The following is a 16,406-nucleotide window of genomic DNA, read 5'->3' on the forward strand; positions in this document are numbered from 1 at the left end:
GTCAGGCCAAGGGCGCGCGGGTCCGGGTTCGAGGCCGGCAGTTCGGCCCAGGCCGGGGTGGCCGTCTCCAGATCGATCACCGTCAGATCGACAAGCGCCTCCGGGCCGAGTGCGGCGCGTCCGACGGCATCGCAAAGCAGCAGGTGCGGTGCGGCATCCTCGACAACCTGCCGCAGCCGCGCGCACGGATAGGCCGGGTCCAGCGGCAGATAGGCGCCGCCCGCCTTGAGGATCGCCAAAAGTCCCACCACCATCGCCGGGCTGCGCTCCAGGCAGATCGCCACCGGCTGATCCGGCTTACCCAGCGCAATCAGATGATGGGCCAGCCGGTTGGCCTGGGCGTTGAGCGCGCCATAGCTCAGCTCTTCGTCCTCATGGACGAGGGCGACGGCTTCGGGTGCGCGCCGGACCTGTTGCTCGAACAGCTCGTGGATGCAGCGCTCCGACGGATAGGCCGCCGCCGTCCGGTTCAGATCCTCCAGCAGATAGGTGCGCTCATCTGATGACAGCAGCTCGATGCGGCCGACCGGCTGGTCGGCATCGGCAACCATCGCCCGCAGCAGCGCCAGCAGATAACCACGCTGCCGCTCGATCGTCGCCTGATCGAACAGCGCCGTGGCATAGCCGAACGTTCCGGCGATCTCCTCGCCATGCTCGCCAAGGCTCAGCTCCAGATCGAACTTGACCTGATCGAGCCCCTCGCCCGCAGCCTCCCGCAGCCCGGCAGGTCAATGACCCGACGGTGTTGTTCTGCCAGGCCAACATCACCTGGAACAGCGGCGTGTGATCAGATGCCGGGGCGGCTTGACGATCTCCACCACCTGTTCGAACGGCAGGTCCTGATGCTCCTGCGCAGCCAGGGCCGTGCGCCGCGTCCGTTCCAGAAGCTGCGACACATCAGGCTCGCCCGACAGGTCGACCCGAAGCGCCAGGGTGTTGACGAAGAAGCCATCAATCTTCGATCTCGCCCGGCCACGATTGGCGCTCGGCACGCCGATCACAAGTCGTCCTGCCCCGACAGACGCGACAGCACCGCCGCCCAGGCCGCCAGCACCGTCATGAACAAGGTCGTGCCATGCTGCCGGCTTAGCCGCTTCAGCCCCCGCGTCAGTCCTGATCGATGACAACAGGCACACTGGCCCCGGCAAACGACTGCTGGGCCGGACGCGCACGGTCCGTCGGCAAGGCAAGACGGGCCGGAGCGTTTGCCAAGGCGTTGCGCCAATACTGCGCCTGGCTCTGCAGCCGTTCCCCCGACAGCCATTGGCGTTGCCAGGCGGCATAATCCGGATACTGGATCGCCAGCGGCGGCAAGGGATCGTCCTCTCCAGCCTCGAACGCCCGGTAAAGCTGACTGAGCTCCGCACCAGCACGCCCATCGACCAGCCGTCGGAGACGATATGATGCTGGGTCAGCAGGAAGACGTGTTCGTCCTCCGCCAGCCGGATCAGCCGGCCGCGGATCAGCGGCCCGCGCGCCAGGTCGAACGGCGAGTGCATCTCTTCGTCGCACAGCTCGGAAAGCACGGCATCCGCATCCGGCAGCCCGTGCAGATCGTGCACTGTCACCGGCAGCCCCGCATCCGGCGGCAGAACCTCAACCCGGGGCTTGCCCTGCGGTGCGACAAAGACACTGCGCAGCGCCTCATGACGGGCAAACAAACGGTCAAGGCTGCGCTGCCAGACGGTGCGGTCGAGCCTACCACGCAGCCGCAAGGCCAGCGGAATGTGATAGTTGGTGCTGCCCTCGTCCAGCTGCGCCAAAAACCATAGCCGCTGCTGCGCAAACGACAGCACAAGCGGCTCATGACGTGACACGGCCACAATCGCCGTCAGCTCTTGCGGACCGGCGCGGCTCAACACCTCGACGATGCTTTCTGCCAGATCGGAAAGCACCGGCGTGGCAAACAGCCTCGTCAGCGGCAGTTCCACACCAACAGCCTGTGACAGCCGGCTCAAGAGCTGCACCGCCAGCAAGGAATGGCCGCCGAGCTCGAAGAAGTGGTCGTGGCGTCCGACCCGCTCGACCCCGAGGAGCTCCGCCCAGATCTCGGCCAGCGCCGTCTCGATCCCGCCCTGCGGCGCCTCATAGCTGCGGCGCGCATAGGCGTCGTCGGCCGGCGCCGGCAGCCCCTTGCGGTCGAGCTTGCCGTTCGCCGTCAAGGGCAGCGCCGATAGCCGCACGAACGCCGACGGCACCATGTAGTCCGGCAGCCGCCCGCCCAGATGCGCCCGCAAGGCGACGGCCAGCCCGCTTCCATCCTCGTCGTCCGATCCGGCCTCGGGTCCACACACGACATAGGCGACAAGGTGCTTGTCGCCGGCGCGGTCCTGGCGCGCCACCACCACCGCCTCGCGCACCCGGGCGTGCTCGCAAAGCCGCGCGGCGATCTCGCCCGGCTCGATGCGGAAGCCGCGGATCTTCACCTGGTCGTCGTTGCGGCCCAGAAACTCCAGATTGCCGTCCGGCAGGTAGCGGGCCAGGTCGCCGGTCCGGTACATCCGGGCGCCTGCCTCATCGCTGAACGGATCGGCCAGGAACCGCTCCGCCGTCAGATCGGGACGGTTGAGGTAGCCACGCGCCACCCCCGCCCCGCCGATATAGAGCTCGCCCACCGCCCCGAACGGAACCGGCTGGCCATGAGCGTCCAGCAGGTACATCCGCGTGTTCGATATCGGACGGCCGATCGTCTCGACGACGGCCTCTCCCCTTGGCATGCAAATCCAGGTCGAATATGTCGTCGTCTCGGATGGAGCATACAGGTTGCAGATCTTCTGTACCCGACTCTCCCCGAAGATCCTCTCGATCAGCTCCGGCTTCAGCCGTTCGCCTGCTAGATTGATGATGCTTGCCGATAGCGGCACGGTTTTCCTGTCGAGCAGGGATGTGATCACCGAGGGCACGGTGTTGATCATGGAGACATCCAGGGACGTCTGCGCCAAGTCCAATGCATTCCCGACGAGATAGAGCCTGCTTCCCTGCGACAGCGGCACGAAGCACTCATAGACGGACAAATCAAAATTGATCGAGGTGGAGAACAGCATGCGGCCGATCTCTGACCCTGCGAAGGCGCAGCTGTTCCAAAGCAGCAGGTTCACGGTGCTCGCATGCTCGATCATGACGCCTTTTGGTGTTCCGGTTGAACCGGATGTGTAGATGACATAGGCGAGATGGCGTGCGGTCAGGCCGAGCGCCTGCGGGTCGGGGTCGGAAGATGGCGCATCCGCCCAGGCGGGTATTGCCGCATCCACGTCGACCACACTCACGGCCGCAAGCGCCTCGGCGCCGAGTGCGGCGCGTCCGGCGGCATCGCAAAGCAGCAGCCGCGGTGCGGCATCCTCGAGCACCTGCCGCAGCCGCGCGCACGGATAGGCCGGGTCCAGCGGCAGATAGGCGCCGCCCGCCTTGAGGATCGCCAGCAGCCCCACCACCATCGCCGGGCTGCGCTCCAGGCAGATCGCCACCGGCTGGTCCGGCCTGACCCCGAGCCCGATCAGATGATGCGCCAGCCGGTTGGCCCGCGCGTTGAGCTCGCCATAGCTCAGGCGCTCGTCCTCATGGACCACCGCCACCGCGTCGGGCGCACGCTGCACCTGCGCCTCGAACAGTTCGTGGATGCAAAGATCCGACGGATAATCGGCCGCCGTCCGGTTCAGATCCTCCAGCAGGTAGGTGCGCTCGGCGGCCGGCAGGATGTCGATGCGGCCGACCGGCTGTCCTGCATCGGCCGTCACACCATATAACAAAGTTTGCAAATGCTGCGTCATACGGTCGATCTGCTCGGGCGCTAGTCGACTTGCGTCAAAATGCCATCGAAAGCTCCCATCCAGAGCGCAAACCTCAAACGTCAGCAAATCGCCGCATGGGGCTGACCCAGCACTTTGGCTTGTCGTCAGATCGCCAGCGACGGAACCGCTGTCTGTGGTGATTGTGATGCCAATCGGCCAGGGCTGGTGAGACCGTAGCGCCTCCACACCTCGCAATGTCGGGCAGCGCGCGATAACATCCCGGGCAAAGCTACCGTGCTCCCTCAGCTGAGCGAATTCGGCCGCCACCGCTTTGCGCACTTCTTCAAAATCATGTGCAAGCTCAATGGTAACTTCCATCGGCACGACAGAGGCGATAAGCACCTCCACCGCTTTAGAGCCAGTTTGCGATCGATCCGGTGCAGGCGTCCATCCCAGTTGAAGCTCTGTTTCTCCGGTGATGCGGGCGAGATAGATCAGCCAAGCCGTTACCAAGTATTCCGTGCGATCATTTGGCGACAGCTTAGCCAAAGCACTTGCAATGAACCACGAACTCGACTGCCGTTTGGGCGGCGCCTCAGGCACGCAGGACGACAGGAAAGGAAACTGCAATATTCTAAGCTGCTCCAGCCGCTGTCGCCAAAAATCCTCTGAAGGCGCCAGCAATTCATAGGTCGCAGTTATGCTCCGCGCCTCATCTTCGCTCAAAATTGGAAGGCGACCACCTTCATCCAGATTGGAATGCCTGGCGAGGGCTCGCGCGTCCACCGCCTGACCATCGGAGCTGCCAAAGCAAACATCGACATCCTGTGTACCCGTCGCCACCCGCCAGTGGCTGGAGTGGATTTCAAGCAGAGAACCTGCCGGGAGGCCCGAGCGTTGAGGCAGCACCTCCAAGCGTCTGACTGTGACCACCTCATCGCCTACGAGAGCCTTGGGCAGACCCAATGGATTGGGATGATATGGGCCCAAGTTCAAGGCACGCGTCATCGCTGACAGATCTTGCGCGGGCCGATCCCATCGCAGACAGCCTGCCGCATCCGGGCGTCGACGTCTCGGAAAGTAGCTTCTGCTCACCAGCGCCTGCGGATAGGCAGTGAGCTCTCCCTTCGCCAAGCCAGTTAAAAGCTCGCGGAAGCCCTCGATCGCGGCTTCATAACATTTAAGGTTCAGGGTCAACGCCGTATCGGCGGGCGCAATCAGCACTTGGCGCTGAACCACGACGTCACCCGTATCAACACCATCATCGATCCGATGCCACGTGATGGCATATTCGGTCTCCTGCGCCAGCAGCGCCCAGGACGTCGCGTGCGTTCCCGCATATCGTGGCAATGGACCGTCGTGGTAATTGAAAGCACCTTGACGCACTCGCCCAAACACGTCCGGTGGCAATATGAACGGATTGGCAACCGAGAAAATCCAATCTACCGGTTCGGCCTCCAAAAAAGACGAGAGCTCTTCAACGCTCGCTACACACGGGATGTTGGCGCGAGTCGCCCACTCTGCGAATATGGCGTCGCCGGACAGGGCCGCACCAATGACGTGGCCCATCTCCATTGCCAGCTGAGCGCAGCGGATAGCGAGCGTACCACTGCCAACAACGACGCTGGAGGAGATCGATCGCGCTGCAGGTTGCTTATCCCGGTCGTCTGATTGGCAGGCACTCCCGCGCGTCGGAGAAGGCCGATATACCATCTTCACCCCTCAGCCACTCGACCCAGTCGGCTGGACAGTTCCCGCTCTAGGCGCCGCGCTTCGCAGTGGCCCAAACCAGTCACCACACTGGTTCGGATCTGCTCGGGGGTAACCGTGCTGAACGCTAATCGAATCCGGCAGTCTTGAGAGTTGTCCAACGCAAAGAAACTCATCGGCTAACAATGACATTGTCGCACCTTGCACACTCGTCCACGCTGTCCGCGCCAAATCTGAAAGGAAGAGCAAAAGTCAGGAAGAAGCCGCCAGAGGGTCGATTCCATCGAATCTGCTCCGGGAAAGGCGAAAACACACTACGCAACATGACGTCGCGCTTCGCACGATACCAATCCAGCGCCGGCTGAACCCAGCCACGCAAACTTATCCCCTGTTCGATCAACAGCCCTGCCACGATCGATTGTGTTATTTGGCTCGTATTGAGGGTAACGAAACTCTTGCGCTGAACCAGATCTTCCCACAGTGCTTAGCAAGCCCCCGCCCTCTGCAATACTGTATCGGCAGTATTGCAACCACCTTGACTTCGTCTGGCTTCCAGTGAGCGTGATCAAGGGACCATTTCTCCTTATCCATGCGCGTTCGTAGGTGAACGCGCATATACCGTGCCAAAGGAGAAAGTCATTTTAGAACAATATGGTGGCGTTAACACTGCTATGTCGCATGTTCGGCATTGTCGGACATCGGACAACGCGGAATTGTCGGACATCGGACAACGCGGACCCGCCAGCCGCAGCTCCTTCACCAAGCGGTTCTGATTCAATCTATTTCGATCAGGATCTCAAATACGCCAAACCGATTACATTTTTGGAAATAAGTAGCTCTAGGAAAAAGGTGCAATTTGCCTTCTGCACGTATCCTGAACGGGCGCGAATATCAATTTCAACGTCTTGGAATTCAAGAAAGTCATTATATAGTGGAAAATACGCCTTATATACCGCCTCCTTTAAAACAAAGAGGTCCCGCCGCTGGAGCATACGCAAGTCGTACATGCGTTGCTCCCTAGGAGTTGCAATCAATTCAATCAAGTTCTCCGGAAGAAGTTCATTTGGTTCGATGTCGATACCAACCGTTGCAATCCTTTTCTTCCCTGCAATAGTGGCTGCTGCTACTGTATCGTGATGAGCCAAAGAGCCAACAATGCCGGCTGGCCAGGTCGGAATACCCGACCGCGTCTTTAGGATAGGCATCGGTGGAAATCCTAGTTCGCCCAGGAGTATTCGGGCGATGATTCTTGCAGCACCGCTTTGGCGACGGACTTTCGCAACAGCGCGTCCCAGCGCAGCAACTTCGGATGCGAACAAGGCGGCCTCGTCGGTGCGTTCTATCGAACGAATGCCGACGAGGTGTTCTGTTGATCAAGCGTTATAATGTCCGCCCCTTTGAGCTTTCCGAATGGGTATCTCAGCCAACGTAGCTAGCTTTGAGTGAGACACAGGCGATGTCACGTCCAGCAAGAGCAGTTGGCGCGGAGTAGACGCACGATAGGTTGTGTGCGTCAAGTTCTGCAAAATTGGCGGTCATGAAGCTGGTCATGCGGCTGCTTTGAGCATGATCTTCTTGTGTTCTTTCAGGTCCTCCATGTTGATGTAGCGGTTGGCTTCCAGCCAGTTCTCGTGCGTTTCCACGCAAGCGCCCGCACCAGACGCAAGCAACTGGCCGTATTGGGAAAGATACGCACGACATATAGGTTCGGCGCCCGATCTCCTCATTGAAGCGTTCAAGCATATTGGTCGACTTCATGTGCTTGTGGTGCCGGCGAGGCAGCCGATAGAAGGTCAGTGTCTCCTTGATCGTTTCCTCGACCCAATCGGTAAGCCTGGGATACTTGCCCTGCCATTTTCCCAGCCACTGGGCGAGATCGGCACGTGCCTCGGCGAGATCCCGGCGGTCGTAGATCCAGCGTAGTTCCTGCAGGCAGTCGTCGTCGGCCTTGCGCGGCAGATGATCGAGCGCATTCCTGAGGAAATGCACGTAGCAGCGCTGATAGGCAGCTGCGTTGAGCACTTCGCGAATGGCGGCTCGCAAGCCGGCATGATCGTCGGCGACAACAAACTCAACGCCGTGAAGGCCTCGCGTCTTCAGGCCGAGCAGGAAGTCCTTCCATGACGAGCTGCTCTCGCGATTGGCCATCTCGACAGCCAGGACCTGACGGCGGCCGTCCCAGTCGATACCGATTGCAATCAGCACCGCCTGGCTCATGACCACGCCCGCTTCGCGCACCTTCTCATAGCGGGCATCGAGGATGAGGTAAGGGAAAGGCTCGGGAAGCAGGCGCTTGGCAAAAGCCTTGAGGCTTTCGTCCAGCCGCTTGTTGATGGCCGAAATCGCAGAAGCCGAGAAGGCATGCCCACACAGTTCTTCAGTGATCGCCTTCACCTTCCGTGTCGAGACACCCTGGACGTACATCTCCGCCAGTGTCGAAACCAGCGCCTGTTCAGAACGCTGATAGCGCTCAAACAGCTCGGTGGAGAAGCGGCCCGAACGATCCTGCGGCACTCGCAGTTCCAGCTTGCCGACGCGGGTGATCAGCGTGCGGCCATAGTAGCCCGAGCGGTAGCCTAGGCGCTCCGATGTGCGTTCGCTCTTCGAAGCGCCCAAAGCCTGCTCCATCTCGGCTTCCAGCACTTCCTGCATCATCACGCGCATGATCTCCCGCAGGCCATCGGGATTGGAAACAAGAATGTCTTTGACTGCGGCGCTGGCTGTCTTACTTTCCGTCTTGGTCATGGCGACGTTCCTCATCAGGGAATCAGGTGGCTTGAACATCACCAGCTTGCCATGACCGCTCTCATTTCGGAATTTGCAGAACCTTCAGCACACTACCGCACGATATGACCAAATGGATCCTCCCAAAATCTCCCGGTCATCTCGCGCAGACCCAGCTCGCCGACAATGCGGCGGGCCGCCTGCGGCGTCACCTCGAGGGTTTTCGAAACCATGCCGGACCAGCGGCGCGAAATGACAAGGTTGATCAGGGCGGGGAGTTTTGAGGATGTGCGGGGTCGACCAGCTTGCGCTGCATCATTTGATGCGCGAGCGCCAACCGGTCATGCTCCTTGAGACCGATCTCGGCCGCCGCGATCAAACCCTCCGCGATGGCAGCCAGCCGGGTCTCACGGTCACGATGCCGGCGCCGATCGACAGGGGTGGATTTAGCCCGAGATTGATGGTGGCGAGATGCGCCGCGGTCGTGACGCCGGCCTGGCGCAGGATTGCGCCTGCCAACAGCCGCCCGAGCCACGGCGCGTGTTGCAGCACGGCCAGATCATGCCAGGCGTCGAGGGCGATGTCGCCTGCAGCACCGGCGGCATGCCGTCGAGCTCGCGAAGCACCGCCCGCCAGTCGTCAAGCCGTTCGTCTTCGTCCCAATCGAGATCATAGACCAGCGGATCCTTTTCCCGACCGTTGGTGCCGGCCCGGCCGCTTCTCTTCCTCCAGCACCGCTTCCGAGCGGGCCAGCACCGCATCGATCTCAGCGAATTGCGCCGCAAGCGGGTCAGAGGGATTGGCCCCCTCCCCTCCTTCTCCCGCCGTCAGATCCGCAGCATCCGGTGCGCCGTTTCCCGCGGTGGCCCTGGCGTCGTCACCGTCGGTGATCACATTCTGACCCTGGCCGCGGAGACGTTCGCATCCCCTCTGAACTTAGCGCCCAGCCGGGTGGCTGCGCCGCGATCCGCCGCCGGGTTTTCAGGATGTCGCGGGCGATGGTCAGTTCATGGGTTGGCGTGCGAATATCGTGACTGGCGTCATGCAGGACCAGGTCCTCGAGATCGACGAGTTCGCCGTCGAGCCAAAGCGAGGCGCAAGCATCGGCGCATGCGCTCGAGAAAGCCCGCACCGACCGGCGAGCGGGCAATGCGCTCGTCGAGGCGGCCAAAGCGTGCCGGCGTCCGAGATCGGCCGCAGCAGGCTCTGGATGGGCAATTTCGCGAGATCATAACGCATTGAAATCATGGTAAATGCAGCATTAACTAGAAGCGATATGCGTCATTACTTCTGCCATCCATGGGCATTGTGGCGATGCGTCCTAACTTCCGATAAGTAGCGTTTATCGGAGGTTATCGATTTCCTCTCGCAAATCAGAGTGGCGCCCGCGCTGATTGAGCGGAAACCCTTAGTTTTCCGGCCTTTCGTGGATTTAGGCCAGGTTCGGCGGACTACGAGCGAAACTCTGAAGTGCCTCAGCGGCTTTTCGCGGGGCAATATCGTGCGCTCACCACGTCAGGTGCGCCGCTCAGCGCTCGCCCCTCCCCTCCTCCAGATCCGTTGGTCTTCAGGCATTTCCGCCACAGGAGCCCACCAGTGCGCGCTTCCCGCCACCATGGCCCGAGACTCGTCTGGCACCCTATTTCGAGTCTGGTGGGGCTGCATTTGGACCATAAAACACGCTTGCAACTGGTCATTTTCTGACGCATTCCTTATCTGTACAAAAGCCCTCGAGGTGCGTCGTTGAAAAGCGTGATGGCGAAGAGACAAACAGTTAACGTCCCGCCGCATTCAAAGCGGCTCATCGGCTATGCCCGCGTCTCGACGGAGGATCAGCTCCATGACGCCCAGATGGACGAGCTGCGTGCCGCCGGCTGCGATCGTATCTACCAAGAGCACGGCTCTGGTGCATCGCGTGCTCGACCGGTGTTGACGCGATTGCTCGGAGAACTCACCGCCGGCGACGTCCTCGTCGTGGTGCGGCTCGATCGGCTGGCGCGGTCCGTTAGTCATCTGCTACAGGTCATCGAGGATCTCGAAGTGCGCGGCGTACATTTTCGGTCGATCCGGGATCCGATCGATACCTCGACCCCGCAAGGGATGTTCTCTCTCCAGGTTCTCGGTGCTGTCGCGCAGCTCGAAAGAGCGCTCATCGCGGAACGGACCAAGGCTGGCATTAAGGCTGCTAAAGCCAGAGGGAAGCTTCCCGGAAATCCTGGTCTGCGAGAGCGTCGACCGGAGGCTATCAAGGCGGTTTCGAAAGCACGCGAGAAATTGTATCTCGACGAACTCATTGCCTCCGCGCAAACATGGCTGCCGACGGTGCGGCAGCTTCGGCCGCAGCACAGCTGGGACAACGTCGTGCGGGTTCTCAACCGTCGTGGACATGACTGGACCATTGAGCGGCTCCGGCGCGCCGTGCATCGTATGGTCCGCGAAAAGCTGGCTGAAAAGGAACTCCTTGCCCGGTCGCCTCGCAGAGCGCCGGAGGACCATCTGATGAAGCTGGTGGCAGCGATCGCCATTGCCGATCCCGATCTATCGCTGCGAGATATTGCCACTCAACTGGATCAAATGGGAGAACGCCCTGCGCGAGGCGGCAAAAAATGGCAGCCGTCCTCCGTCCGCGACCTGCTTGACGAAGCCCACCGGTTCGGCCTTATCCGTCACTGAGGACACGATGCAACAGGCGACCAATAGCGCGTCCCTTTTCCTACCCGACTTCCGTGGGACGCTCTTCCAGGCTTGGCTTTGAAGAATTTCCAAGGCCAGGCGCCGGTAATCGCCGTCGCTCCGCAGTTTCAGCCCAGCGCTTTCATCTAAGGCCGCGGCGGCGGTGTCTTCCGGTACCTGCTCTTCCCCGCCTTTCCGGAATTTCCTGAAGGCTCCATGCACGAAGGGCGGGACGGTTCCGACTTCACGACCCTCGATCAGGCCTGCAAGCTCTACCATGGCTTCGATGGAGGCGGCCCGGTTCCTCTCTGTTCGCCCGACGCCGAACGAGGGCTCTATTGCCGCCAACATCGTCCATATGAACTTCGATCCGGTTCATGGCACCCGACTGTGTGTACGGCTTGTCACCGGCGACGCCGTTCTGCAAGTTGCGGGAGTGTTCGATATGACCGGGGTATCGGCGGGCGCGGTGAAGCTCTCTCTCCCGCTTGACGTGGCACCGAAGCAATTTCTGTCCGAGCGTCAACCCGCGGAAGTCGGCATTGAGGTGACGTATTCAAGTGCGTGTCCGCCGCGATGGCGACAAGCCGACTCGCCGTTATTTGCAATAGCGTCTGTAACAGCGGACCGATGGACCGGGCCCGCTGAGTTCGTTTTCCAGGCCATCGACGCAACTCCGTCGATAACCTTCGATGCGCCAGGCGCCGTTGGCACCTGTAAGCCCAGCAACACTACGGGCAGAGTAGTCTTCGACTCAGTCTGCACTGCCAGCTTGCCCGCCGGCAGTCTGATCACTGGCATCATCAACTTCACCGACATCTTCGGGGGAAAAGGCGATCCGCTACCGTTCCGAGTCCTCGGCGAATGAGTTACTTTCGCGCCCTCGCGGCTTGCACCGTCATCGTGCTGATTGCGTTACCAATCACCATCATATTTGTGCCCTCGTTCGCAACGATCGATGTGTCTGCACAGACTGAAGTGCTGCAGTTCGACACGGCCCCAGGTGCCGTGCTCGACGAGAGCGGTTTTGGCGTTGAGAACGCAAGGTTATGCAGTTTTGCGACTACCAATACTCAGACCGGATCGTGCCCGGATGGCGGAACGGCAATCGCCGATGCATTCACCGGGAGGGTAACTCTGGCGGGTCGGTTCCGTGTGGCCGTTCGCCGCACGAAACAGCTCATTGAGCTAGTCGCGCAACCGCTCGACAACGATGCAAAGGTACTCGTCAACGGTACTCCTATGGCTTCCGGCGTCTTCGCCGTCCTGACGCCCAGTGACGCCTTTCCAAAACCTATCGCCTTCGGGATGCTGGCCAGTGCCATCTCCATCGGCCGGACTGGCTACAATCAGCCTGTTCCGGCATGGCTGCTCATCGAGGGAAAGATCCGCACGATTGCCAACTCCAGCCTGGGCGGTGGTGTCATCTTCGGCCCCTCTCTCGAGCTCGGTCTTGGTGATCGGCTGACGCTGACGGGAGAGAGGGGCGCCAAAGGAAGCATATTCGTCCGCGTGGAAGGAAACGGCCCGATCGACATTGCGGCGCGCTACCCCACGACGGGCGTCATCATTGAGCGGTATGGGGATACGAAGGGCGTTCCGCTCGAGTTCTCGTGGTGGGAGCGGATAAAGGCCGACCCAATCCTGATCGGCATCTGGGCCTTCATCGGCTTCTGGATCGCACTGCTCGGGATGGTTCAAAAGGTGCGGGAAGCCGCAATTGGAAAGAAGCCGTGATTACGTTTCGGGCGATAACTATCTCTGTTATCTTCCTTGCGGCGGTCTCTAGCACCCTCGCCCAGCAGGCAAAGGTCGATGGTCCCGACAGGGGTCAAGGATACGTTTTCTCAAACAATAACGACTGCTGGCTAATTACCCCTTTCCACGTGCTGGCGCCCGATGACTTCGATGACGATCCCTCAGCAGAGGAAGCGAAAATCACCGTCAACGAAGCTTCGGCTTCGATCTCGAAACGGGGCGACCGCTTCGCGGCCGACCGCGCGCTGGACTTCTCGGTCTTTCAGCTTGACGATTGTCCCGCTTCCTCTCCAGGGACGGAACCATCTCCGCCCTATCCTGATGAGTTGGTCCACCGCGAGACCCCCACAAGCCTTAGCCATGTGGCCATAGAGTTTGTTGCAAGCGGCAATTCCAACCTTGCTGTTAGGGCGAAGCCCGACAGCAACAATCCCTGTCCGCTCGCGCAGAGCATGAGCGGATCGATGGTCCTGCGTGACGAGAAGATCTACGGGATGCTCATACGCGTGACCGACGAAAAATGCCCAGCCGGCATCGTTCAACCGCTGAGCGTCCTTAACGCATACCTGTCCGACAAACTGGGCATGGTGCTGCCTCTGCATCCGCGAGCGCCAGAATGCTCGATGCGGCCTCCTCTGCCGACAGCAAGAAGTTCTTTGCTGTGCTCGATGAAATTGGCGACCCAAACATCACTGACGCTACCGGCGATATGGCTTTGGAGTGGATCGCGACCTCGGACAACACTCTGTATCCGTTTCTTGAGCGCGAGGGCCTCCGTGGGGATGGCCACGAGGTGCGTGAGAACGCCTGCCAAATTTGGCTTAGTACCCGTTTGGAAATGGCTGAAGAACTGTTGAAGAGGGGCGCCCTGGTCGATGGTCCGCGCGGAGGCTCTCGATGGACGCCTCTGATGAACGCAATCATCGCCCACGACCCCTGTGACAATACGCCCATGGTCAAGATGCTCCTTAAGCACGGGGCAAAGTCCAATCGCATCAACGTGAGCCGACTCCCGGGAAGCGAATACGCCAAGACGACGACACCATTGACAATGGCGGCTGAAGATGGCCGACCGGAAACAGTGACGGCGCTCCTTGAAGGCGGCGCCGAACCTGAGCTGACCTCGGACTCGTGGGCCGGCGACGATCTGACACCCCTGTTTGCAATCGCCCTCAACAACAATCCAAATCACAACGCCGGGCCTCTTGGCGACTTCTCGGATGACGCCTACGACTCTTCCTGTGACCGGGCAGACAGCGCCCTCGTGTCTAAGTTCAAACTACTGCTGACGGTTTCCAATCTCGACAGGGAACTGATGCCTCGTACAGACTATAGGACAAAGGACTTTGTCGGCATAACCGTAGAAAAAGTGCTGGAGCACAGGCTCGGAGGCGGTTGCACGTTCAGCGACTGCAATGGCTCTGGGCGCGTCGCCGAGGGCAGATGTCTAGAACGGATGCTGGGAGCTCTGCTCGACTTCAGAAAGACCCGCTAGCACTACTTTGGCACTTTAGGCTCTGCGATATCGGCAAGGAGCATGTCACAGTGAGGACATCGTCGGGGTGGAGGTCGTGCGAAGAGGTCGAGGATCGCTTGCCTGATGGCCGGCATGCTTGGCTGTGGTGGTGGCCCCGAGACTCTTTTTTTTCCGTCCCGCTGCTTTGAGGCGGCGGGATTGAAGGAAGGCGTAGGCGATCATCGTCATCAACGCATGTCGATGTAATCCCGTCCAGGATCTACCTTCGAAGTGGTCGAGCCCAAGCTCCTCCTTGAGCTGCTGGTGGGCCTGTTCACAGACCCACCTGGCCTTGATCGTGGCAGCGAGCGTCTTGATGGTGGCATCGGCCGGCAGGTTCGACACATAGTATTTTTGCTCCCCGGTTGACCGCCGCTCGCCGACAAGCCAAACCTCGTCGCCAGGCATGCATTGCATTCGGTTATCGAGCATCCGGTGCTTATGGCCATCCGCAACACGGACACGGCGGGCCGCGAAGAGACATGTCAGCCGACCTTTGGTGCCCCGCCGCCAGCTGACCTTTTGCCATTTCCCTCCGGCCAACAACGTTTCAGCAGAGACCGGGGGCTGATCAGGGATGTGGTATTTGCGGGGCTTTCCGGCCTTCGCGACGGGGAAGATCAGGGCAACGTCGGCGGGATAGACGTACTGGCGTCGCGACAGACCTACTGCCCACAGCAGACCGCGCTCGCTCAAAGCCTGACGGAAAGGTCCGCTGGAGCCGTACCCTGAATCGGCAAGCACACAGCCGAAACGAGCACCGGAGGCGATGACGCGGTCGACCTCCTCGATCGCAATCTCCGGCTTTGTCAGAGCAGTCTGTCTATCCTTCGGCACACAGGCCCGCGCCATACGCTCAGGATCATCTGTCCAGCTCTCGGGCAGGAATAGCCGCAGGCCCACCATCACCGGCACCTCGCGTGACGCCAACGTTACCGAGACCAGCGACTGACAATTGGCAGTCTTTCCGAGCGACGAGGCATATTGTGGCGCGACGCCAACCGAGTGACGTCCCTTCTTGGGCAACGCCGTGTCATCGATGACAAGAAAACCCGCCTCATCGCCAACCAGGCCATCTGCCTCCTTCAGCAGGGCAGCCTCGAGTGGAGCACTGTCCCAAACTCCGGCAGCGACGAAATGATGAAGCTGATCGTAGCCGACCTCGCCAGCGCGCGCCGCCATCGGCTGAACGCTCTTGCGGTCTCCTGGACCAATCAAACCCGCGACATAGAGAGGGCACATCCGCGCCCGCGTCTTGTGCCCTAGCGCCGCGACAAACGGCGCAAGCCAGCGATCGAGATCGGTTTGCCAGTCCACGTGTCACCCCTGGCTTCTGGAGCATGTCACGATGGATAAGGAGGTCCTGCTCGCGAATAGCCAGCGCCGGCAAGGAGGTGTGAGAAGTCGATGACCTGAATGGGCGCATGATCGAACCGATCCGGATAGGGACAACCAGTAACAGCTCTGGAGCTTATAGCTCGGGAACAAGATTTGGACCCGATCCGCAGATCACCATACCGGCCAGCGGTCTCTCGAAACGCCGCAATCAAAGGCCTGACAGAAGACCGCACTCGATCACACGTCAAAAAAGGTCAGAAACTACTTGCGCAACGGACGGCAACCACAGAAGAACTGTTCCCCAGACGGTGCCCGGTTCGATAGTTGCTTGCCGACCGTACCCAGATTGACCCAGCCATCTTCGGTGCCCTCTTGCGACAGCACCTTTTTGATCGACGGCACGGCGGCGCCTGCCGGCTGCAGCGGCTTATCGGCAGACGCGGTCGTCCGCTCGCCCTTGATCGCACCGGGAAGTAGGTTTCGGTGTAGACGAACCGCCGGCAGGCTTGGCGAGAAGTCTCCCGTGTCTTCTGCTAGCCGAAGCCGAACACATCGACGCCCTGCTCGCGGAGGCAGAAGCCGCCGAAGCGGCCGTTATGCGGAAAATCCATTGCGTCAACCACCAGAGCTATATCGGAGGCATTCTTTCCCGTCGCATAGGCAAGCCGTTGCTGTCGAACGATGGGCATGCTTTGCCAGCGCATCCGCCCATGCCTTCGAGCGTGTGCCGGAGAATCGCCATAGATCCGGCGGAAGCTCGCCTCGCCGATCTGGGCGATCTCTTCAAGCAGCCCATCGGAGATAGCAACTGCATGCATGGCCTTCATTTGGAGGAGTTAGCCGCGGCTAACTGTGATGCGTATCGACCTTAAGCCCTGGATATCGCTAGCGTTGCAATAGTGCACTTAGGATAAAATCATGGAAGCCCCGGCAAGTTAGCCGCGGCTAACTGCGGCAGA

8 protein-coding genes and 4 pseudogenes are annotated in these 16,406 nt (G+C 60.6%); 4 read left to right on the forward strand and 8 right to left on the reverse strand.

The features are described from left to right. Positions 1-20 precede the first annotated feature (20 nt). The 6 genes and pseudogenes from ISN39_RS37770 to ISN39_RS33255 all read right to left on the reverse strand — a co-directional run. Positions 21-1,172: pseudogene (locus ISN39_RS37770) on the reverse strand (AMP-binding protein); the annotation flags it as partial. Next, positions 1,108-1,512: a condensation domain-containing protein gene (locus tag ISN39_RS37775; protein ID WP_281438349.1), complete on the reverse strand. Its 405-nt coding sequence runs from the start codon at positions 1,510-1,512 to the stop codon at positions 1,108-1,110. The gene ISN39_RS37775 and the pseudogene ISN39_RS37770, both read right to left, overlap by 65 nt. Further along, a pseudogene (locus ISN39_RS38275) lies at positions 1,419-5,441 on the reverse strand (amino acid adenylation domain-containing protein); the annotation flags it as partial. The gene ISN39_RS37775 and the pseudogene ISN39_RS38275, both read right to left, overlap by 94 nt. 785 nt (positions 5,442-6,226) lie before the next feature. Further along, a complete protein-coding gene (locus ISN39_RS33245) occupies positions 6,227-6,757 on the reverse strand; it encodes a 4'-phosphopantetheinyl transferase superfamily protein (protein WP_246763564.1) in 531 nt (176 codons plus the stop codon). A gap of 228 nt (positions 6,758-6,985) precedes the next feature. Beyond that, positions 6,986-8,183, reverse strand: a pseudogene (locus ISN39_RS33250) (IS256 family transposase). Between the two features lie 92 nt (positions 8,184-8,275). Then, positions 8,276-9,410 (reverse strand): annotated as a pseudogene (locus ISN39_RS33255) (RHE_PE00001 family protein). A gap of 507 nt (positions 9,411-9,917) precedes the next feature. Here ISN39_RS33255 and ISN39_RS33260 point away from each other — a divergent pair. The 4 genes from ISN39_RS33260 to ISN39_RS33275 all read left to right on the forward strand — a co-directional run bounded on the left by ISN39_RS33260 (position 9,918) and on the right by ISN39_RS33275 (position 14,088). Further along, on the forward strand, positions 9,918-10,835 hold the full coding sequence (locus ISN39_RS33260) for a recombinase family protein (RefSeq protein WP_194732206.1): 918 nt from the start codon (positions 9,918-9,920) through the stop codon (positions 10,833-10,835). A gap of 277 nt (positions 10,836-11,112) precedes the next feature. Beyond that, positions 11,113-11,703 (forward strand): hypothetical protein, encoded by a 591-nt coding sequence (locus tag ISN39_RS33265; protein ID WP_194732207.1) that lies wholly within the window; start codon positions 11,113-11,115, stop codon positions 11,701-11,703. Next, positions 11,700-12,572 carry a hypothetical protein gene (locus ISN39_RS33270; RefSeq protein ID WP_194732208.1) on the forward strand — a complete coding sequence of 291 codons (873 nt, stop codon included), beginning with the start codon at positions 11,700-11,702 and terminating at the stop codon, positions 12,570-12,572. The genes ISN39_RS33265 and ISN39_RS33270 overlap by 4 nt, the downstream gene beginning before the upstream one ends. A 637-nt stretch (positions 12,573-13,209) precedes the next feature. After that, positions 13,210-14,088, forward strand: a complete 879-nt coding sequence (locus ISN39_RS33275; RefSeq protein ID WP_194732209.1) for an ankyrin repeat domain-containing protein — start codon at positions 13,210-13,212, stop codon at positions 14,086-14,088. 45 nt (positions 14,089-14,133) lie between these two features. Here the strand turns inward: ISN39_RS33275 and ISN39_RS33280 are convergent, their stop codons facing one another. Together ISN39_RS33280 and ISN39_RS33285 are read right to left on the reverse strand one after the other, a co-directional pair. After that, complete coding sequence (locus ISN39_RS33280; protein ID WP_194732210.1) at positions 14,134-15,426, reverse strand: IS701 family transposase; 1,293 nt, start codon at positions 15,424-15,426, stop codon at positions 14,134-14,136. A 554-nt stretch (positions 15,427-15,980) separates the two neighbouring features. Beyond that, positions 15,981-16,265 carry an NYN domain-containing protein gene (locus tag ISN39_RS33285; protein WP_194732211.1) on the reverse strand — a complete coding sequence of 95 codons (285 nt, stop codon included), beginning with the start codon at positions 16,263-16,265 and terminating at the stop codon, positions 15,981-15,983. Positions 16,266-16,406: the final 141 nt, after the last annotated feature.

It is taken from the genome of Rhizobium sp. 007, from assembly GCF_015353075.1.
Classification (GTDB): Bacteria; Pseudomonadota; Alphaproteobacteria; order Rhizobiales; family Rhizobiaceae; genus Rhizobium.